Annotated in this window: 13 protein-coding genes; 7 read left to right on the top strand and 6 right to left on the bottom strand. The window is 72.0% G+C overall.

Features of this window, described 5'->3' with window-relative positions:
* Window positions 1-237: 237 nt before the first annotated feature.
* Together ACZ561_RS33725 and ACZ561_RS33730 are read left to right on the top strand one after the other, a co-directional pair.
* A complete protein-coding gene (locus tag ACZ561_RS33725) occupies window positions 238-1,554 on the top strand; it encodes a hypothetical protein (RefSeq protein WP_471002511.1) in 1,317 nt (438 codons plus the stop codon).
* Complete coding sequence (locus ACZ561_RS33730) at window positions 1,551-2,159, top strand: hypothetical protein (protein ID WP_471002514.1); 609 nt, start codon at window positions 1,551-1,553, stop codon at window positions 2,157-2,159. Before ACZ561_RS33725 ends, ACZ561_RS33730 begins: the two co-directional genes overlap by 4 nt.
* A gap of 71 nt (window positions 2,160-2,230) precedes the next feature.
* Here the strand turns inward: ACZ561_RS33730 and ACZ561_RS33735 are convergent, their stop codons facing one another.
* Entirely contained in the window at window positions 2,231-2,893 is a 663-nt protein-coding gene (locus tag ACZ561_RS33735; protein ID WP_471002517.1) for a TetR/AcrR family transcriptional regulator, read from the bottom strand.
* 204 nt (window positions 2,894-3,097) lie between these two features.
* Here ACZ561_RS33735 and ACZ561_RS33740 point away from each other — a divergent pair, with 204 nt between their 5' ends.
* The 5 genes from ACZ561_RS33740 (at window position 3,098) to ACZ561_RS33760 (ending at window position 11,551) form a co-directional block, all read left to right on the top strand.
* Window positions 3,098-4,843, top strand: coding sequence for a glycoside hydrolase family 3 protein (locus ACZ561_RS33740; RefSeq protein ID WP_471002520.1), 1,746 nt, complete (start codon window positions 3,098-3,100; stop codon window positions 4,841-4,843).
* A 108-nt stretch (window positions 4,844-4,951) separates the two neighbouring features.
* On the top strand, window positions 4,952-5,617 hold the full coding sequence (locus ACZ561_RS33745) for a spermidine synthase family protein (protein ID WP_471002523.1): 666 nt from the start codon (window positions 4,952-4,954) through the stop codon (window positions 5,615-5,617).
* 58 nt (window positions 5,618-5,675) lie between these two features.
* Entirely contained in the window at window positions 5,676-6,413 is a 738-nt protein-coding gene (locus ACZ561_RS33750) for a response regulator transcription factor (RefSeq protein WP_362358357.1), read from the top strand.
* Window positions 6,410-7,507 (top strand): HAMP domain-containing sensor histidine kinase, encoded by a 1,098-nt coding sequence (locus ACZ561_RS33755; RefSeq protein WP_376441788.1) that lies wholly within the window; start codon window positions 6,410-6,412, stop codon window positions 7,505-7,507. Before ACZ561_RS33750 ends, ACZ561_RS33755 begins: the two co-directional genes overlap by 4 nt.
* 279 nt (window positions 7,508-7,786) lie before the next feature.
* Window positions 7,787-11,551, top strand: a complete 3,765-nt coding sequence (locus tag ACZ561_RS33760) for a multifunctional oxoglutarate decarboxylase/oxoglutarate dehydrogenase thiamine pyrophosphate-binding subunit/dihydrolipoyllysine-residue succinyltransferase subunit (protein ID WP_471002527.1) — start codon at window positions 7,787-7,789, stop codon at window positions 11,549-11,551.
* Between the two features lie 74 nt (window positions 11,552-11,625).
* On the opposite strand, the gene fxsT is transcribed toward ACZ561_RS33760, so the two are convergent.
* From fxsT to ACZ561_RS33785, 5 genes are all read right to left on the bottom strand, one after another.
* Complete coding sequence (fxsT, locus tag ACZ561_RS33765) at window positions 11,626-14,652, bottom strand: FxSxx-COOH system tetratricopeptide repeat protein (RefSeq protein WP_471002530.1); 3,027 nt, start codon at window positions 14,650-14,652, stop codon at window positions 11,626-11,628.
* A gap of 57 nt (window positions 14,653-14,709) precedes the next feature.
* Window positions 14,710-15,996: an aKG-HExxH-type peptide beta-hydroxylase gene (locus ACZ561_RS33770; protein ID WP_471002533.1), complete on the bottom strand. Its 1,287-nt coding sequence runs from the start codon at window positions 15,994-15,996 to the stop codon at window positions 14,710-14,712.
* Window positions 15,997-16,074: 78 nt separating this feature from the next.
* A complete protein-coding gene (locus ACZ561_RS33775; protein WP_471002536.1) occupies window positions 16,075-16,275 on the bottom strand; it encodes an FxSxx-COOH cyclophane-containing RiPP peptide in 201 nt (66 codons plus the stop codon).
* 154 nt (window positions 16,276-16,429) lie between these two features.
* A complete protein-coding gene (locus tag ACZ561_RS33780) occupies window positions 16,430-19,591 on the bottom strand; it encodes an SAV_2336 N-terminal domain-related protein (protein WP_471002539.1) in 3,162 nt (1,053 codons plus the stop codon).
* A 7-nt stretch (window positions 19,592-19,598) separates the two neighbouring features.
* Complete coding sequence (locus ACZ561_RS33785; protein ID WP_376441772.1) at window positions 19,599-20,606, bottom strand: AAA family ATPase; 1,008 nt, start codon at window positions 20,604-20,606, stop codon at window positions 19,599-19,601.
* Window positions 20,607-20,661: the final 55 nt, after the last annotated feature.

Here is a 20,661-nt window from a genome sequence, read left to right on the forward strand (position 1 = left end):
CTCGGGCAAGCCGAGCGCCTCTGCCTCCTCCGCCTCCTCGGGCACGCCGGCCGCCTCCGCATCCTCGGGCGCCTCGGCGCCGGACACGCCGAGCGCCGACGGCGCGTCGGCGTCGGGTGCGGAGACGGGCTCCGCGTTGCCCCTTCCGGCCCCGTCCGCGGTGGACGACCCGGGCGGGCGGACGCCCCGGCCGGACCGCTCCGCCGCCATCGCTCCCGTCTCCCCCGAGGACCCCCGGTGACCGCGACCGCCACACCGCCCCGCGAGGCCGCGGGCCCGCCCCGTACGTCCGTCGTCGGTACCGAGCTGCGGCGGGGGGCCGGCCCCTGGGCCGGCGCCGCCGTCGCGGTCACGGTCCTCGTGACGATGTACGCCAAGGCGCCCGGCTGGCAGTCGCGTTGGACCAACACGACCGACATGCTGCACATCGTCGCGGGACTGCTCGTCGGTCCCCTCGTGCTCGCCCTCGGCTGCTGGCAGGGCGGGCGGGACCGGCGCAGCGGGACGCTGGAGCTGCTGGGCTCCGTGCCACGGAGTCCGCTGCGCCGCATCCTCCTCTCCGTCGCACCGACGGCACTCTGGCCGGCCGCCGGATACCTGTTCGCCGCCACCGTGTGCCTGCTGGCCACCTGGCCGTACGTCGGCGGCGGGCGGCCGTTCCTCGAACTCGTCGCCGCCGACGCGGTCACACTGTCCGCCCTCGGCACGCTCGGTCATCTCGTCGGGCGGCTGGTGTCGTGGCGCCTGACGGCGCCGCTGCTCGCGGTGGTCGGCTATGTCGTGTTCGGAACGGCCGCCCGTAGCGAGATCACCGGCTTCTGGCTCAATCCGGCCGTCGAGCACTTCTACACCTGGGACAGACCGGTGTGGTGGTTCGCGCCGCTCTGGGTCGTGTGGAGCGCCGGACTCGCCCTGGCCGCGCTCCTCGCGTACGCGGCGGGCACCGCCCGGCTCCGACTGCTCGCGCTGCTTCCGCTGACCGCCGCGGTGGCCGCCGCCGTACCGATCGCCGGCCTGCCGCTGGAGGGTCCGTGGCGCCAGGACCCGGCGGCCTCCCGGCTGGTCTGCGACGGCCGCACACCACAGGTCTGCCTGCCGAACGTCGATCGGGAACTGCTGCCGGACATCTCCGAGGCCCTCACCCCGCTCAACGACCGCCTGCGCGGGCTGCCGGGCGCACCGACCCGCTGGGTCGGCGGGCCGAACGCCCCGGGCCCGGGTGAGACGGCCCTCCCGAACCCGGACCTCGATGCGGTCCGGGGCGAGCTGTCCCGCCCGGACCTGTACCTGAACTCGGCCGTCCAGTTCCTCTTCTCGGAGACCTGCCGCTCCGAGGACTTCGCCGGACCGGACGTCGAACGGCTCGGCGAGATCCATCTCGCGGTGTCGGAGTGGCTGGCGCCCACACCGGAGGACTACGGAGTCCTCGTCGGCCCGGGCACGCAGCGGTACCTCGACGCGCTGCGCGCCAAGTCCCCGGCCGCGCAACGGGATTACCTCGCCCGCTACATGGCGGCGGACGGCTGTCGCCCCGAGGAGGTGCCGATCCCGTGAACGCCCCCGGCCTCGCCCTCTTCGTCCGCTCGCGCACGCTCCCGGGCGCCGTCGCCGCCCTGCTGGGCACGGCCGCCGCGGCCGCCTGGTTCGCGTACTGGCTCCAGTCCCAGCCGGGCCTCGACCACACCTCCCGCGTGCCGGTCGTCGTCCTCGGCCCGCTGCTGGCCGCGTCGGCGATCGGGACGAGTCTGTACACCGCGAGCGACGAGCTGGACCGTACGGCGACCCGGCCCTGGCCCCCTCGCCGCACCGCGCACCTCCTCGCCCTGACCGTCCTGGCCGCCGCCCTGCTGGCGCTCGCCGTGCCGGGCCACCCGGAGGAGTTCGGCGGGCCCGCGATCGTCCGCAACACCCTGGGCGCGGTCGGTGTCACGGCCGCCGCGGCGGCGCTGATCGGCGCCCGGCCGAGCTGGGTCCCGATGGCGGTGTACGTCGGCTCGGTCTACATGGCGGCGCCGCCCGCACCGGGCGGTGCCGCGGCGCTGTGGGCCTGGCCGATGCAGCCGGGCCCGCAGCTGGGCGCCTGGGTGATGGCGCTGGGGGCGTTCGCCGGGGGCGCGGCGCTCTACGCGTTCCGCGGCGCCCGTCCCGTACGTACCTGACGGCACACACCCGCGCACGCACCCCCGCACACGACGGCCTGCGCGGAAACCGCTCGCCGCGGCCGGTCGTCTCAGCCCGACCTTCCCGGCAGCCCCTCCCCCGTCGTCGAGAGTTCTCGCAACTGCCGGTCCAGGAAGATCCGTACGCGCGTCGGCATGTCCATCGAGGCCGGGTCCAGGGCCCATTGGAACTGCAGTCCGTCCATCATGGCCAGCTGCTCCTGCCCCACGGCCCGGCAGTCGATGCCCGCCTTCAGCTCCCCCCGCCGTACCGCCGCCTCCAGGAGGTCGACGGTGTGCCCGAGCACGCGCTCGTAACGCTCCTTGAAGTACTGGTGCGCGGGGTGGCCGACGTTGCCGGACTCGCCGACCAGGACGTTGAACATCCGCACGATGCCGGGGCGGCGGGTGTTGTCCTCGACGAGACCGACGACGGTCTCGAGGTAGGCGGCGTACGACTCCGGCTCGTCGGCGAAGAGACGCTCGACGTCGTGCTGCTCGCTCTGCGCGAGGACGGAGAGCAGGAGGTCCTCCTTGCTGCGGAAGTGGTGCAGCAGACCGCCCTGGGTGATCCCGCAGTCGTTCGCGATCCGCGCGAGCGAGGAGGCGTGAAAGCCCCACTGCCCGAAGTGTTCGACGGCGGTGTCCAGGATCTTCAGGCGGCGCGCGTCTCCCACCGCGTAGCTGCCCCTGCCTGCGGTTCCACGGGGCGCTCGGCCCTTGCTCTCCGGCATGGGGATCACCTTAAGGCGTGCCCGAATCACCCCTTTCAGCCTGTGACCCGGGACACATTCCAGAAACCTAGTGGTCACTCGGTTTTCGCCTTTAGCCTGAGGACGCCCAGGCCGACTCCGCTGCTGCCCGTGATCAATGGAGCCCTTCGGCGCGGTCGCTGTCCTGTCCGTCCGCTCGGTCAAGCAACCCCCAGGAGCCCCGACATGCACCCGTACCAGGACGCCACCCGCCCCGTCGCCGAGCGCGTCGAGGACCTGCTCGCCCGGATGACCCTGGAGGAGAAGGCCGGCCAGCTCTTCCACTCCATGCTGATGATGAACGCGGACGGCACCCCGGTGACCGAGACGGACGGCTCGATGCTGCCGTTCACCACACCGGAGCTCGTCGAGGGCCGCCATCTCAGCCACTTCAACCTCCTCGGCACCTACGGCGCCCGCGAGATGGCCCTGTGGCACAACGCGGTCCAGGAGATGGCCGCGAACACCCGGCTCGGCATCCCGGTCTCCCTCTCCACCGATCCCCGCCACGCCTTCACGGACAACGTCGGCGCCTCCTTCAACGCCGGTGCGTTCTCCGCCTGGCCCGAGGCGCTGGGGCTCGCCGCGATCGGCGACCCGGAGCTGGTGTTCCACTTCGCCGACACCGTCCGCCGCGAGTACCTCGCGGTCGGCTTCCGTACGGCTCTCCACCCGCAGATCGACCTCGCCACGGAGCCCCGCTGGGCCCGCCAGACCGGCACCTTCGGCTCGGACGCCAAGCTGACCGGCGAACTCGTCCAGGCATACGTCCGCGGTCTGCAGGGCGAGGAGCTGGGGCCCGACTCGGTGGCGGCCATGGTCAAGCACTTCCCCGGCGGCGGGCCGCAGAAGGACGGCGAGGACCCGCACTTCCCGCACGGCAAGGAGCAGATCTACCCGGGCGGGATGCGCGACCACCACCTGGAACCCTTCAAGGCCGCCATCGCCGCCGGGTGCTCGCAGATGATGCCGTACTACGGCCGGCCGATCGGCACCGACTGGGAGGAGGTCGGCTTCGGCTTCAACAAGGGTGTGGTGACCGGGCTGCTGCGGGAGGAGCTGGGCTTCACCGGGATCGTCTGCACCGACTGGGGACTGCTGACGGACTCGGTGATCTTCGGCGAGCCGCACGAGGCGCGGGCGTGGGGCGTGGAGCACCTGAGCGTCGCCGAGCGCACGGCGAAGTCGCTGGAGGCGGGCTCGGACCAGTTCGGCGGCGAGCAGTGCCCCGAGGTGATCGTGGAGCTGGTCGGGTCGGGCCGGATCTCCGAGGCGCGCATCGACGAGTCCGTACGGCGGCTGCTGCGCGAGAAGTTCATGCTCGGGCTCTTCGACGAGCGCCGGTACGTCGACCCGGACGAGGCGGCCGAGACGGTCGGCCGCGCCGACTTCAAGGCGGCGGGCGCGGCGGCCCAGCGCCGCTCGCTCACGGTCCTCACGGACGGGCCGCTGCCGCTCTCGGGACGCCCGAAGCTGTACGTGGAGAACGTCGACGCGGCCGTCGCGGCGGCGTACGGGGACGTCGTGACCACCCCGGCGGAGGCGGACCTCGCCGTGCTGCGGCTGCGTACCCCGTACGAGGAGCGCCCGAACCGCTTCGAATCCTTCTTCCACTCCGGCTCGCTCGCCTTCGAGGAGCCCGAACTCGCCCGGATCCTCTCACTGCTCGCGACGGTTCCGACGGCGGTCTGCGTCAACCTGGAGCGGCCGGCCGTCCTCCCGGAGATCGCCGAGAACGCGGCGGCGTTGATCGCCGACTACGGCGCGAGCGACGAGGCGCTGCTCGACGTGGCCTTCGGGCGGGCGAAGGCGGAGGGCAGGCTCCCCTTCGAACTGCCGCGCTCGATGGCCGCGGTGGCGGCGGCCCGCCCGGACGTGCCGAACGACACAGTGGATCCGGTCTTCCCGCACGGTCACGGTCTCTCGCTCTGACCCGAGGACGGCATCAAACCCCGTGCCCCGGGTATCCGTTTGTCCCGGCCGCCCCCGCCCGCGAGGATGGCCGGGACAACCGTCTGCCGAGACCGGGAGTGAGTGACCATGTCCAGCCCCGTCACCCTCGACCGCCGTGAGGGTCCGTACGGAGAGGTCGTGCTGCGCCGACGCGACGAGCACTTCGAGATCATCGCCAACGGCACCTTCCTGATGGACACCTCCGACGGACGTTCGGAACGGCTTCTGATCGACGCGGCGATGGACGCCCTCGGCGGACGGACTGCCGCATCCGTGCTGATCGGCGGCCTCGGCGTCGGCTTCTCGCTCGCCCACGCCTCCGCCGACCCCCGCTGGGGCCGGATCGCGGTCGTCGAGCGCGAGCAGGCGATCATCGACTGGCACCGCGAAGGGCCGCTGGCCGCGATCTCCGGCCGGGCACTGGCCGATCCGCGGAACGTGATCCTGCACACGGACCTGATCGAGTACGTCCACACTTCCACCGACACCTACGACGCCCTCTGCCTGGACATCGACAACGGGCCCGACTGGACCGTCACCGAGGGCAACCAAAGCCTGTACTCCGCCGAGGGATTGGCGGCCTGCGCGGACCGGCTCAACCCCGGCGGGATCCTCGCCGTGTGGTCCGCTCAGCCCTCCGCCGATTTCGAAGCGTCCTTGCGGAATGCCGGATTCAGCGGGGTACGGACGGAAGAGATCCCGGTTGCCCGGGGCGTCCCTGACGTGGTGCACCTCGCCGTCCGGCCTGGATAGCCTGGACGCTCCCGGTGCCTCTAGGCTGCTCGCGACACCAGCGATGCGAGGCGGGGCAATGGAGCAGACACACACCACTCACCACGGTGCGGCGCCCAGTCCGGGTGCGCAGCGGCGGGTGCTGGTCGTCGAGGACGACACGACCATCGTGGATGCGATCTCCGCGAGGCTGCGGGCCGAGGGGTTCCTCGTCCAGACGGCGACGGACGGCCCGGCGGCGGTCGACGCGGCCGAGGCGTGGCAGCCGGACCTGATGGTCCTCGACGTGATGCTGCCGGGCTTCGACGGCCTGGAGGTGTGCCGCCGGGTCCAGGCCCAGCGGCCGGTCCCGGTCCTGATGCTCACGGCACGGGACGACGAGACGGACATGCTGGTCGGCCTCGGCGTCGGCGCCGACGACTACATGACGAAGCCGTTCTCGATGCGTGAGCTGGCAGCCCGCGTGCACGTGCTGCTGCGCCGGGTGGAGCGGGCCGCGCTGGCCGCCGTGACTCCGCGCAGCGGGATCCTGCGGCTCGGCGAGCTCGAGATCGACCATGCGCAGCGGCGGGTCCGCGTCAGGGCCGAGGACGTGCACCTGACGCCGACCGAGTTCGATCTGCTGGTCTGCCTGGCGAACACCCCGCGTGCGGTCCTCTCCCGCGAGCAGCTGCTCGCGGAGGTCTGGGACTGGGCGGACGCCTCGGGCACCCGGACCGTGGACAGCCACATCAAGGCGCTGCGCCGGAAGATCGGGGCGGAGCGGATCCGTACGGTCCATGGCGTCGGATACGCGCTGGAGACCCCGGCGCCATGAGCCGACGGGGGCCGCGCCCCGAGCGCCGCGGCAGGCGCCGGATCCTGATCTCGATCAAGACCAAGCTGGGAACGCTGGTCGTCGGGGCGGTCCTGCTCACCTCGGGCCTGGCCCTGGTGGCGATACGCACCTCCACGGAGTTCCGCTACATCACGATCTTCGCGATGATCGCGACCCTCCTGATCACCCAGTTCGTGGCGCAGTCCCTGACGGCGCCGCTGGACGAGATGACCACCGTGGCCGGGTCGATCTCACGAGGCGACTTCAGCCGCCGCGTGCGCGGCGCGGACCGCCGCGACGAGCTGGGCGACCTCGCCTCGACGATCAACCGCATGGCTGACGACCTGGAGGCCGTCGACCGGAACCGCAAGGAGCTGGTCGCCAATGTCTCGCACGAGCTGCGCACCCCCATCGCCGCGCTCCGCGCGGTTCTGGAGAACGTCGTGGACGGGGTCTCCGAGGCTGATCCGGAGACCATGCGGACCGCGCTGAAGCAGTCCGAGCGGCTCGGCCGGCTGGTGGAGACCCTGCTCGACCTGTCACGTCTTGACAACGGTGTCGTCACGCTCAAGGCACGACGTTTCGAGGTCTGGCCGTACCTCTCGGGAGTGCTCCGGGAGGCCAATCTGGCCGCGTCCCAGCGCGGCCTCTCCTCCACGTCCGGGCTGCACAACCGTACGGACGTCCATCTGCACCTCGATGTGTCGCCGCCCGAGCTGACCGCGCACGCGGACGCGGAGCGGCTGCACCAGGTGATGGCGAACCTCATCGACAACGCGGTGAAGCACTCGCCGCCGCACGGCCGCGTGACCGTACGGGCCAGGCGCGGGCCGTGGCCGGACTCCCTGGCGCTCGAGGTCGAGGACGAGGGCCCCGGCATCCCGGAGTCGCTGCGGCACACGGTCTTCGAGCGGTTCAACCGTGGCCAGGTGCCGGCCCAGCCCGGTCCGGGCAGCGACGGCGGTACGGGACTCGGACTGGCGATCGCCCGCTGGGCGGTGGATCTGCACGGCGGGGAGATCGGAGTGGCCGAATCGTCACGCGGCTGCCGGATCCAGGTCACTCTTCCGGGAAGCCTTCCGGCGCGGGATTGACGTAGGGTCGAACTGGAAGCACATGTTCTGCGTGTACATGAACAGGACACGATCAGGACGTGGTCAGGGATGCGTGCCTCAAGGGCCGCAACCCGGGTGTCCCGTACCCGCGGGAGGCAGAACCACGCTTGTTTCCCGCCAATCCCTGCCCCGAAACACCGCGTCAAGTGTGACTTGCGCGACGTTGGCGCTGCCCGACCTGCACCTGTCGGCCAGGGAGGCGTAGCCTTTATTTCCGCTGTCCATCACCTTGTGAAGCGGAAGAGGGCGGTTACCGCCGTGTCGTCTCAGTCCCCCAGTAACTCGAGCATCTCCACCGGCCAAGACGGGCAGGGTCAGAACCCTGCGACCGCCTTCGGCGCCAATGAGTGGCTCGTCGACGAGATCTACCAGCAGTACCTCCAGGACCCGAATTCGGTCGATCGTGCCTGGTGGGACTTCTTCGCCGACTACAAGCCCGGCACGACGGAGGCTCCCGCCGCCGCGCCGCAGGTGAGCCCCGCACAGGCCGCACCTGCCGCGCCCGCCACCCCGGCGCCCGCTCCGGCCGCTCCGGCCCCGGCCGCCCCGGCTCCGGCTCCGGCGAAGCCCGCCGCCGCCGCTCCGGCGCCCGCGAAGGCCGCGCCCGCCGCCAAGGCCCCCGCGGCCCCGGCCGCACCGGCCACCGAGGCCCCCGCCGGTCCCGAGCTGATCACGCTGCGCGGCCCCGCCGCCGCCGTCGCGAAGAACATGAACGCCTCGCTGGAGGTGCCGACGGCCACGTCCGTCCGCGCCGTCCCGGTGAAGCTGCTCTTCGACAACCGGATCGTGATCAACAACCACCTGAAGCGCGCCCGGGGCGGGAAGATCTCCTTCACGCACCTCATCGGCTACGCGATGGTGCAGGCGATCAAGGCCATGCCGTCGATGAACTACTCCTTCGCGGAGAAGGACGGCAAGCCGACCCTGGTCAAGCCGGACCACGTGAACTTCGGTCTCGCGATCGACCTGGTGAAGCCGAACGGCGACCGCCAGCTCGTCGTCGCGGGCATCAAGAAGGCCGAGACGCTGAACTTCTTCGAGTTCTGGCAGGCCTACGAGGACATCGTCAAGCGGGCCCGCGTCGGCAAGCTCACGATGGAGGACTTCACCGGCGTCACCGTCTCGCTGACCAACCCCGGCGGCCTCGGCACCGTCCACTCCGTGCCGCGTCTGATGCCCGGACAGTCCGTGATCATGGGCGTCGGCTCGATGGACTACCCGGCCGAGTTCCAGGGCACCTCCCAGGACACCCTGAACAAGCTGGGCATCTCGAAGGTCATGACCCTGACCTCGACGTACGACCACCGGGTCATCCAGGGTGCCGCCTCCGGCGAGTTCCTGCGGGTCGTCGCGAACTACCTCCTCGGCGAGGAGGGCTTCTACGACGACATCTTCAAGGCCCTGCGGATCCCCTACGAGCCGGTCCGCTGGCTCAAGGACATCGACGCCTCGCACGACGACGACGTCACCAAGGCCGCCCGCGTCTTCGAGCTGATCCACTCCTACCGGGTCCGCGGCCACGTCATGGCCGACACGGACCCGCTGGAGTACCGCCAGCGCAAGCACCCCGACCTGGACATCACCGAGCACGGCCTCACCCTGTGGGACCTGGAGCGTGAGTTCGCGGTCGGCGGCTTCGCCGGCAAGTCGATGATGAAGCTCCGCGACATCCTCGGCGTGCTGCGCGACTCGTACTGCCGCACCACCGGCGTCGAGTTCATGCACATCCAGGACCCGAAGCAGCGCAAGTGGATCCAGGACCGTGTGGAGCGCTCGCACTCCAAGCCCGAGCGCGAGGAGCAGCTGCGGATCCTGCGCCGCCTGAACGCGGCCGAGGCCTTCGAGACCTTCCTGCAGACCAAGTATGTCGGTCAGAAGCGGTTCTCCCTGGAGGGCGGCGAGTCCGTCATCCCGCTGCTCGACGCGGTCATCGACTCCGCCGCCGAGTCCCGCCTGGACGAGGTCGTCATCGGCATGGCCCACCGCGGCCGCCTGAACGTCCTCGCGAACATCGTGGGCAAGTCGTACGCGCAGATCTTCCGCGAGTTCGAGGGCAACCTCGACCCGAAGTCGATGCACGGCTCCGGCGACGTGAAGTACCACCTGGGCGCCGAGGGCACCTTCACCGGCCTGGACGGCGAGCAGATCAAGGTCTCGCTCGCCGCCAACCCCTCGCACCTGGAGGCGGTCGACCCGGTCCTGGAGGGTGTCGTCCGCGCCAAGCAGGACGTCATCAACAAGGGCGGTACGGACTTCACCGTCCTGCCCGTCGCCCTGCACGGTGACGCGGCCTTCGCCGGCCAGGGTGTCGTCGCCGAGACGCTGAACATGTCGCAGCTGCGGGGCTACCGCACCGGCGGCACGGTCCACATCGTCATCAACAACCAGGTCGGCTTCACCGCCGCCCCGGAGTCCTCGCGTTCCTCGATGTACGCGACCGACGTGGCCCGCATGATCGAGGCGCCGATCTTCCATGTGAACGGCGACGACCCGGAAGCCGTGGTCCGCGTCGCGCGGCTCGCCTTCGAGTTCCGCCAGACGTTCAACAAGGACGTCGTGATCGACCTCATCTGCTACCGCCGCCGCGGTCACAACGAGGGCGACAACCCGCAGTTCACCAACCCGCAGATGTACAACCTGATCGACAAGAAGCGTTCGGTGCGCAAGCTGTACACCGAGTCGCTGATCGGTCGCGGTGACATCACGCTGGAAGAGGCGGAGCAGGCGCTCCAGGACTTCCAGGGCCAGCTGGAGAAGGTCTTCGCGGAGGTCCGCGAGGCCACCTCGGCGCCGGCCCCGACGCACGTCCCGGACGCCCAGCCGGAGTTCCCGGTCGCCGTCACCACCGCGGTCTCCCAGGAGGTCGTGAAGCGGATCGCCGAGTCGCAGGTCAACATCCCGGAGCGGATCACGGTCCACCCGCGTCTGATGCCGCAGATGCAGCGCCGCGCGGCCTCCATCGACGACGGCACGATCGACTGGGGCTTCGGCGAGACCCTCGCCATCGGCTCGCTGCTGATGGAGGGCACCCCGGTCCGGCTGTCCGGCCAGGACTCCCGCCGCGGCACCTTCGGCCAGCGCCACGCGGTCCTGGTGGACCAGGAGACCGGCGAGGACTACACCCCGCTGCTCTACCTGGCCGAGGACCAGGCCCACTACAACGTCTACGACTCGCTGCTGAGCGAGTACGCGGCGATGGGCTTCGAGTACGGCTACTCGCTGGCCCGCCCGGACTCCCTGGTCATCTGGGAGGCCCAGTTCGGTGACTTCGTCAACGGCGCGCAGACCGTCGTCGACGAGTTCATCTCCTCGGCCGAGCAGAAGTGGGGCCAGACCTCCGGCGTCACGCTGCTCCTGCCGCACGGCTACGAGGGCCAGGGCCCGGACCACTCGTCCGCGCGCCCGGAGCGCTTCCTCCAGATGTGCGCGCAGGACAACATGACGATCGCCATGCCGACCCTGCCGTCGAACTACTTCCACCTGCTGCGCTGGCAGGTCCACAACCCGCACCACAAGCCGCTGATCGTCTTCACCCCGAAGTCGATGCTGCGTCTGAAGGCCGCGGCGTCGAAGGTGGAGGAGTTCACCACCGGCGGCTTCCGCCCGGTGATCGGCGACTCGACCGCCAACCCGGCCGACGTCCGCAAGGTCGTCTTCTGCGCCGGCAAGGTCTACTACGACCTGGAGGCCGAGCGGCAGAAGCGCGGTGTCACGGACACGGCGATCATCCGTCTGGAGCGTCTGTACCCGCTGCCGGGTGCCGAGCTCCAGGCCGAGATCGCCAAGTACCCGAACGCCGAGAAGTACCTGTGGGCGCAGGAGGAGCCGGCGAACCAGGGTGCGTGGCCGTTCATCGCGCTCAACCTGATCGACCACCTGGACCTGGCGGTCGGCGCCGACATCCCGCACGGCGAGCGCCTGCGTCGGATCTCGCGTCCGCACTCCTCGTCCCCGGCGGTCGGCTCGGCCAAGCGCCACCAGGCCGAGCAGCAGCAGCTGGTCAACGAGGTCTTCGACGCCTGACCCGCTGTACGGACACGCTCAGAGGCCCGGCTCCCCGCGAGGGGGGCCGGGCCTCCGGCGTTGTCCCCGGGTGCTCAGCCGAGGTACGCCTCGAAGTCCCAGTACGGCCGGTTTCGCTGCCGTGCGGAGAGGGTGTGCGGATGCTGGGCGCCGAGCGTCCGGGTCAGGGTGAGCAGGGCGTCCTCCTCGACCTTCCCGGCCTCCTCCACCTCGCGCAGCCCACGCAGGTCGGCCGCGAGGGCGATCTGGCAGGACAGCGTGAGGGGGTGGTCGGTGCCGAGGACCGTACGGGCCCGCCGGAGCGTCTCCCGGCTCAGCTCCGTGGCGTCGCCGACCCGCCCGTTGAAGTTCCGCGCGGCGGCGGCGTTGAGCGCGCAGCCGAGGACCCAGGGATGGTCGGCCCCGAGCGAGGCGGTGAGCCCGGCGAGCGCGGACTCCAGCATGGCCATGGCGTCGGCCCGGTCACCGGAGGCCTGCATGACGAGGCCGGTGTTGGCGAGCATCCCGGTGGCGACCGGATGTGCGGGGCCGAGGAGGCTGCGGTAGGCGGCCTCGGCCTCCTGCGTCAGTTCGCGCGCGTGGCTGAGATCGCCGTGCTCGCGCAGGAAGTTGGCGTAGTTGTTGATGAAGGAGAGCGTCAGGTAGTGGCTGCGCCCGTGCACCTGCTCGATCTGCTCCAGGAGACTCGCCATCTGGCTGCCGATGTCCTGCTGCGAGCTGCCTTCGCGGCGTCGGCACAGGGCCAGTTGGGCGCGGGCCGACAGGGTCTGCGGGTGCTGCGCTCCCAGGACCTGGACGTGCAGGCGGACGTTGGCCTCCTGGCGGACCAGCGCGTCGCGGTAGCGGCCGAGCAGCCGGAGGTCGTGGGCGAGCGCGTTGCCGGAGTTGAGCGTGTTCACGTGCCGGGCGCGCAGGACGTTCTCCCGGCGGGCGAGGGTGTCGACGTCGTACTCGTACGCCTCCTGGAAGCGGCCGAGCAGCCGGAGCGCCACGCCGAGGTTGTGGCGGGCGACGAGGGTGACGAACTCGCCCTCGCCGAGGAGACGCTGGGAGACTTCGAGCACCTCGCGCTGGAGCTCCTCGGCTTCGACGTACTGGCCCAGGTGCCGGAGGTTGGTCGCGATGGCGCTGTCGCAGAAGAGTTCGCCCAGCGCGTTGCGGGGAGTGGCGTGGCTGAGCCGTTCCCTCAGTGCGCGGTCGAGGTCGTGGGCCTCGCGGAACCGGCCGCTGGCGCGCAGGATGTTGCCCTCCTGCGTGGTGAGGTCGAGCATCGGCTGGGCGAGCGGGTCCATGAACTCGGTCCAGCTCTCCCGGATCCGCTCGGCGAGCCGCGTACCGGCCTTGAACTCGCCACTGCGGTAGCAGTAGCGCAGACAGTTCAGGACGGCGGTCTGGGTGCGGGGGTTGCGGCTGACGAGGGCGCCCGACGGCTCCAGGTGCGGGAGCAGTTCGGCGTACTGGGGCCAGTGCCGGCTGTCCATGGGGTCGCCGGGGTCCGCTTCGGCGAGCAGGGTACGGACGGCCTTGCGGTGCGCCTCGCGGTGGGGGCCGTCGGTGAGCCGGGAGATGATGTCGTGCACGAGCCGGTGCATGTGGACCGATTCCTGGTGCGGCCCCATCTCGGTGCTCAGAGTGCCGCGGCTGTCCCGGGTGAGGACGGAGTAGTTGACCAGGGTGTCAAGGGCGCGGGTCCACGCGGCGAGGTCGGTGGCCATCCAGTGCAGGTCCTCGGGGAGTTCCGCCTGCGGGTAGGAGCGGACGATGCCGAGGGGGATGCGTCCGGCCGCGAAGGAGGCACAGAGGCTGAGGATCTCGACGGCCTGCGGCTGGGAGCGTCGGAGCCGGTTGATCAGTATCGACCAGGAGGTGAGGGAGGCGTTCGGGAAGCCATCGCCGGTGGAGGGCTCGTCGACGGTCGTGAGGTGTCCCTCGCGGACCATGCGCAGGTACTCGGGGACTTCCATGCGGGACTCGCCGAGCCAGGCGGCCGCCTGGACGAGCGGCAGGGGGACGTCGCCGAACTCGGCCGCGACCTCGTCGGCCTCGACGCCGCTGATGTGCGGGGCCCGGCGCATCAGATAGGCGGTGGACTCGGCCCGGTCGAAGCCCTGGACCTCGAGGACGTCGGTGTGCTCGGTCCATTCGCGGTTGCGGGAGGTGATGAGGACGTGCCCGGGTCCCTGGGGGAGCATCACGTTGATGCCCTCGATATCGTCCCAGCCGTCGAAGACCACCAGCCAGCGGGCGTGCGGATCGCCTCGGCGCAGCGCTTCGCGCACGGCGCGAATGCGCTCGCCGGGTTCGCTGCCGACGGGGAGGTCGAGCGCGGAGGCCAGTCCGCCGAACCGGTCGCGCTGGATGTTGCGGTCGTCGGAGTTGACCCACCAGATGACGTCGTAGTCGGGGCTGAAGCGGTGGGCGTACTCGGCGGCGATCTGGGTCTTGCCGATGCCGGACATGCCGAGCAGGGTGCAGGCGGCGTTGCCGCGCTCGGCGTCCATGAGGCGCTGCTGGAGGTCGGTCAGCAGGTCGTCGCGGCCGGTGAAGCGTCGGTTCCGGCGAGGAACCTCTCCCCAGATGTCGGGGGGCGTGTCCGGGTAGCGGGTGGTCGGCAGGGGGATGCGGCGGCCGCCCTGCCGGCGCGGCTCGATGCCGAGTCTGGAGAGCAGACGCGCCTCGGCCTCCTCCTCGCCGACGCCCCAGAGACTCACGGGTTCGAGGACCGCGGTGGCGGGGAGCAGCGAGCGGTTGGTCAGGTTGACGGCGGCGAAGCGTTCGGCGTTGGCGGCGACGAAGCCGCGCAGGACGTCGTTCCACTCGCCCGCCGGGCGCGGGCCGAGTTCGAAGAACCAGTCGTTGAGGACGAGGAGGACCGGCCCCCTGGAGAGCAGCAGGTCCGCGAGGGAGTCCTCCAGGGGCACCTCGCGGGGCGGGTCCCATCGTTGCAGGGTGGACCGGACGTCGTGCCTCGCGAGGCGCTGCGCGATCCAGGTGGCCCAAGGGCGGTGATAGCCCGGGAAGACGACCAGGACGTGCTCCGGCCCACCTGTTCCTCCGCGGTCCGCCGTCCCGGAGCCGCTCGACCGCCCCTGTTCCGCCATGTGCTTCTCCCTACTCCACTCACGCGCCACGCAGTGTCATGTGCCGTGGGCACAGTGTTACTCAAGGCCGCCACGGGTCGCGCCGAGGCTCGCATGATGTCTGTGCATTCGGTGGGCGAACTCCCGCCCCGCGCTTGTCAGTTCATCGGATTCAAGCAGGATCTCCAGCGCCCCGCCCACCTGATCGTGGAAGCGCTCGAACTGCTGCCCGGCGTGGGAGCGCCAGGGTGTCGGCAGCCCTCCCCCGCTCGCGGCCCTGCGCCACAGGTCGGTGAGGGCGAGGTGGGCGTAAGCGCCTTGGAGAACGCCCGAGATGGGCCGTGGATCGGTCCGCCAGCCGACCCGGTGCACGGCCCCGTGCGCCGGGTCGTAGAGCGGTACGAGTTCGTGGAGCGCGGCCAGCTTGCCGTGGTGCGCCTCGTGGACGAGGGTCTCGGCCAGCTCCTGGGCGGTTCCGGGGAGCGTGGTCAGCACGGCCCCGGGCGCGGAGCGGAGCGTGGCTCCGATCGGGCCCGAGTCGCCGGCCGCCAAGGGGACGACGATCCGGACGGCCCGGGCGGTCTCGGCGGCCCGGCCGGGGTCCGTACGGGACAGCAGGGCATGGGCCGCCCGCCATCGCGCGGCCCAGAGGGGGAAGTCGCCGACAGCCCGCTCGGACGCGCGCCGCGGCGGATTGCCGACCCCTCCGGGCGGTACGCGGTAGGGGTCGAGGTCGTCGAGGAGGGCGGTGCCACCGGGCAGCCCGCGCACGGCTTCCCAGCGGCGTCCCGGGCCCACCGCGTGGGTGTGCCGCCCTTTCGTCACCAGGACGGCGCTCGGCACCCGGGCTCCGCCGACGCCGATCAGGGCGGCCCGGCCCCGCACTCGGACGCGGGTCCGCTCGACGCCGGTCCCCTCGACGCCTGTCCCGAGCCGTCCGACGCCGGTGAACGACAGCACGCCGCGCGGGGCCGCCACGTACCGGTCGAGGGGGCAGCCGGCCCGCAGGGCCGCCGTGGCGGCGATGGCCTCCCAGCGCGCCAAATGCTCCGCGAGCAGGGCGACGGTCGGCGCGGCGAGCGCGGTTGCCAGCCAGGTGCCGGTCGTGGGGTAGTCGAGGACGTCCCGGACGATCGCGGGCCGCTGCCGTTCGATCCTCTCCAGGAGGCGCCAGGCGTCCTCGAAACGTTCGTACGAGGCCGGGTCCAGGTCGTCGCGCCCGCGCTGGACCCTCATCCGCAGGGCCTTGAGGAGCAGCAGTCGCCGGGAGCGCAGAGCGGAGTGGAGCTGCGGCGCCTCCGTGACGGGCGGGCGGGTGCTCGCCAGTTGGGTGAGGAAGGCCGGGGAGAGGCGCACGACGCTCACGGCCCGTTCCCCGCTCGGGTCGGCGCCCGGGGAGCACATCTGACCGGAAACGGTCGGTCAGCCGTCAGTGACCGGCCATCACGGCAGGCCATCGCTGTTCGACGCCCAGGACTCGCCGAGCTCCGACGACTGCACGAGTACGCGCTCGACCGCGGCGACCAGTTCGGGATGGTCCATGACCCGCAAGGTCCGCAGGTCGACGGCGGTGAGATCGGGCAAGGACGGAGCCTGACCGGCGTCCCGGTCTGCACCGGTCGCCCACTCCTTGTGCTCCGACACCCTCGGCTCCTCCCCACCGACGTCTGTCCCCCACGGTCGTAGCGGCGGAGCGGTTCTTCCCGACGCCAGGAAGACGGAAACCCGTTCGACTCAACTGCGCCCATTCACGCCCCCGTTATCCAGCCGTTCTCCGTATCGCCCGTCAGACAGCCGCCTACTCGGCCACCTCGCGCCACGCCCACCACGGCGGCGAGATCCTGTGCCGGTCCTCGACGGAGAGCGGTGCGCGGTGCGGGTTCTGAGTCCCGCGCACCTCCGCGAGCAGCGCCCTGGTCCCGTCCACGTCCTGCCAGTCCACCTCCACGACCGCGGCGTCGAGGCGCCGCCACTGCTCGGCGGCCGTTCGCAACGCCGTCTCGGCACGCCCCCTGCGGCCCATCAGGAACAGGACGGCCCCCTGGGCGTGCAGGGCGCGGGCGCCGGTGACCGTGCCCGGGGTGTCTCCGTGGGCCGAGCGGGCGTCCTCCCAGGAACGTTCGTACGCCGTGAGCGCGTCGCCCAGAACGCCGTCCCGGGCCGTTTCGCTCAACTCCAGTCTCACCCGCCCCAGTTGCAGCCACACCTCGGATCGCAGTCCGATGTCGCGCGTCGTGCGCGCGGCCTGTTCCAGGAGGTGGCGGCTCTCGAAGAGGTCGGGGAGGAATCCGGCGCGGTGGAAGCGGAGGGCCAGCACAGTGCCGATGAGGATGCCGGCGCGGGAGCGCTCCGGGGCGCCGGCCGGGAGGCTGGTGAGGGCCTCGCGCAGGACGCCCTCGGCGCGGTCCACGGCGGCCTGGCCGGGGGTGGTCGCGGCGCGGCGCATCAGGGACTCGCCCCAGGCCATCAGGGTCCGGCCACGCTGTCCACTGTCGGCGGAGGCGAGCAGGCTGGCCTCCTCGTACGCGGTGTCGGCGGCCGGCCCGTCGCCCGCCGTGTCGTGCAGCCGGGCGCGCGCCGTCGCCCAGCGCAACCGCAGGGCGACGCGGTCGTCGAGCAGCTCCCCCGCCCGGTCCAGGACGGGCAGGACCTCGGCCGGGGCGGTGCCGGCCAGGTGCAGGGCGTCGGCCAGGTCGAGGAGCGCCGCGACACTCTCCCGAAGGGTGAGCGCCGTGGTGAGCTCCGTCGCCGCCGCCGGTCCGTCGCCGCGCGCGAGGAGCAGCCGTCCGCGACGCAGGTGGAGGGTGTGGTGGTGGGCCTCGGGCCAGTCCGGCACGTCCCCCGTCAGCGCGGCGAGGGCCTCGTCCAGATGCCGGGCGTCGGCGGTGTGGCGCCACAACCCGTGGTGGGCCACGGCCTGTTCGAGCCGGGCCTCGGCCCACTGCGCACCTCCCTGATCGGCGAGTTCCGCGGCCCGTTCCAGTTCGGTCAGCGCGCGGGTGAGCAGTTCGTGACGGGTTTCGGTGCCCTGGACGGCGGCGGTGCCGGACTCCGCGTACAGCACCCGCCCGAGCAGGATCCCGGCCTCCACGGGGTGGTCCGGCAGTGCGGCCTCGGCCTGTTGGCGGGCCCGGATCAGCAGCGAGGGGTCGGACTGGCTGCGCCACTGCTCGAGCAGCCGTCGCGCCGCGGCGAGCGGGTCGGGGGTGATCAGGTCGGGGTGGTAGAAGCGGAGCACGCGCGCGGGGATTCGGGCGAAGAGTTCGGGCTCCGTGCCCACCGGGCCGGTGGGTTCGTCGGTCTCCTCCACCGTGCCGGGCACGGCAGCCGGGTCGTCGGTGGGCCGGCCGGCCAGTCCGGCCGCCGCGAGCGCCGGGAAGTTCCGCATCCCCAGGCCGAAATTGCGCTCCACGTACTCGGAGCAGTGCTTGAGCACGAGCGCTGCGGCGCTGCGGTCCAGGGAGCCGAGGAGGTGCTGCTGGACGCCGGGCGGATAGCTGAAGCACGGATAGGGGGAAGGGCCTGGCAGTTGCCGCAGCAGACCGCTGAGCAGGACCTCCGCGAGTTCCATGGGGCCGGTGTCGGGCAGCATCGCGCGCTGCACGAGCTGCATGACGGGAAGGGCGAGCGGGGCGGCCGCCAGATGGACGGCGAGCCGCACGGCGCCGGGCGAGGCACCGGCCGTGAAGGCGCGCAGCAGTTCCTCGTCGCTGCGCGGGACACGGGCCCGCCCGGGCCCGGCGTCGGGCGCGGCCGCCAGCAGCACCTCGGGGGCGATCCTGGCAGCCCAGCCCCGGATCGCACCGGAGCCGTGGCCGGCGTGGAGCCGCGCCCAGGAGGCGAACGCCTCGGGCGTGGGCGTGAGCACGGGGACCGCGCGCGTGTCGGCGGCGACCGGCTCCCAGGACTCCTCGTCGGGCTGGAACCCGGTGTGTCCGCCGGGGGCCGAGGGACGCAGCAGCAGGCCCGGCTCGACGGACAGGGCGGTGCGCGGCCAGAGCCTCGGGGGCAGCGGCTGGACGAGTGCGAGCGGGGACTGCCGGGGCCACTGGTGGATGAGCCGCTGCGCGACGCCGCGTTGCCAGAGCGGGCCGACGCAGTCGCTGACGATCAGGGTGAGCCGGCGGCCGGTGGGGTCGTGGAGCTGGTCGCCCGGGCGCAGCCGGGGGCGCCCGTCGGACCCCGAGGTGGTGGTGACCCGCGGTGGGCCCTCACCCGTGTCGTACAGCCGGTGGACCCTGACGTCGCGGAAAGCACCGGACTGCTGGCAGGCCTGGCGCAGCTCCTCCACCATCCGGGTCCAGACGACCATCGCGGGGCCGGTGTCCATGATGAGCTGGATGTCGGGGCGGCGGCCGGCGGCGGGGCGCAGGACGGGGGTGAGCATGCCTGCGGCGGCGCTGCGTTCGGCCGTTGCCTCCTCGTCGAGGAGGCCTTCGCCGGGGCGGAGCGGGAAGTGCGCGTAGTGCCGTAGCGGGCGGAGTGCCTTCTGGAGTCCGAGGAGTCCGGGCAGGGCGTTGGCGCCTGGCGCGCGGACGGGCAGGTTCCTGCTCCGGTCCGTACGTTGGAGGAACGCCCGGCGGTCGCGGGAGTCCAGGTGACGGGTGTGCAGCGAGAGGCCGACGGTGTCGGAGGCGCGGACGGGCCGCGTTCCGCCGTCGGCGCCGGTTCCTGTGCCGGGCTCTCGGTCCCCCTCGTCACCGATGCCCGTACCGGGAGGATTACGGGCACCGGCCTCATCGCCGTCGGTGGCTGGATTTCGCCCCTCGGCCTGCTCCTCGGGGCGTAACCGGTCCCCCGACGGGTCCCCGGACCGGTCCGTTGCGGGGCCCTCCGGATCCGGGGAAGCAGTCGGCAGCCACTGGGCGAGCCAGACGGCGTCCGCGACTTCCTCGGCGGTCGGCTCGTGGCCGCCCGCCCGCAGTCGGCGGGTGAGCTCTTCCAGATGCATCCGGTGCATCCGGCCATCACCTCGGCTGATCGAGCGGCTGCATGAGCATGTCCGCGATGCGTTCCCGGGTCACACGCTCGGTGCGCGGGGCGTGCTGGGTCAGGTAGATCGCGTTCAGGAGCTGGTCGGTGGCGATGACCTCGCCCGGATCGCGGTTCAGGAAGCGGCTGACCAGGCCCTCCTCTCCTGCGGCGGCGTCCGGCCCGAGGTGGGCCTCGATCATGGCGCCCAGCTGTTCCTCGCCCGGCGGCTCCAGCTCCAGGCGGATGCAGCGGCGCAACAGGGCGGCGGGGAAGTCCCGTTCACCGTTGGAGGTGAGGACGATGAACGGGAAGGTCGAGCAGCGGATGCGCCCGCCCTGGACGGGCACCTTGCGGCCGTCGTCGTCGAGGACCTCGACCACCGGCTCCCGGTCGGCCAGCCGCTCCAGCTCGGGGATGGCGAACTCGCCCTCCTCCAGGGCGTTCAGCAGGTCGTTCGGCAGATCCAGGTCGCTCTTGTCGAGCTCGTCGATGAGCAGGACGCGGGGCTGCGCGGAGGGGAGGAGCGCGGTGCCGAGCGGCCCGAGCCGGATGTACGAGCCGATACCGGCCGGGGTCGCGGCGGGCACGGTCGATCCGGCCTGGGCGCGCTCCAGTTGGACGTCCTGGAGCCGGCCGATGGCGTCGTAGCGGTACAGCCCGTCCTGGAGGGTGGACCGGCTGACGATCGGCCAGCGCAGCACACGGCCGAGGCCCAGCTCGTGGGCGACGGCATGGGCCAGGGTGGACTTGCCCGTGCCGGGGTTGCCGGTGACCAGGAGCGGCCGGCGCAGATAGAGGGCCGCGTTGACGGCGTCGGTCTCGGCGGGCCTGGGGTGGTGGTTCTGGACCAGGCGACGGCGCACGCCGAGCCGCCGGTCACGGCCGGCGAGCGTGTCGTCGGACCCTCCGGTCGAGAAGTCCCGCCAGGGCGGCGGGGCGGGCAACCGCCGTATCTCGTCATGCGGGTGGCCGGCACCACGGTAGATCCGCCAATCGTTCACGATGAACTCCTCCTGGCTGTGGTGTCGTGGCCCGGCGCGTCGAAAGTACCGCCCG

The organism is Streptomyces sp. NPDC039609 (genome assembly GCF_055596705.1).

What these genes read in the sequence shown, in the direction of transcription:
- ACZ561_RS33735 (WP_471002517.1), bottom strand. Translation starts at nt 2,893, where the DNA reads ATGCCGGAGAGCAAGGGCCGAGCGCCCCGTGGAACCGCAGGCAGGGGC.
- ACZ561_RS33740 (WP_471002520.1), top strand. Translation starts at nt 3,098, where the DNA reads ATGCACCCGTACCAGGACGCCACCCGCCCCGTCGCCGAGCGCGTCGAG.
- ACZ561_RS33745 (WP_471002523.1), top strand. Translation starts at nt 4,952, where the DNA reads ATGTCCAGCCCCGTCACCCTCGACCGCCGTGAGGGTCCGTACGGAGAG.
- ACZ561_RS33750 (WP_362358357.1), top strand. Translation starts at nt 5,676, where the DNA reads ATGGAGCAGACACACACCACTCACCACGGTGCGGCGCCCAGTCCGGGT.
- ACZ561_RS33755 (WP_376441788.1), top strand. Translation starts at nt 6,410, where the DNA reads ATGAGCCGACGGGGGCCGCGCCCCGAGCGCCGCGGCAGGCGCCGGATC.
- fxsT (WP_471002530.1), bottom strand. Translation starts at nt 14,652, where the DNA reads ATGGCGGAACAGGGGCGGTCGAGCGGCTCCGGGACGGCGGACCGCGGA.
- ACZ561_RS33780 (WP_471002539.1), bottom strand. Translation starts at nt 19,591, where the DNA reads ATGCACCGGATGCATCTGGAAGAGCTCACCCGCCGACTGCGGGCGGGC.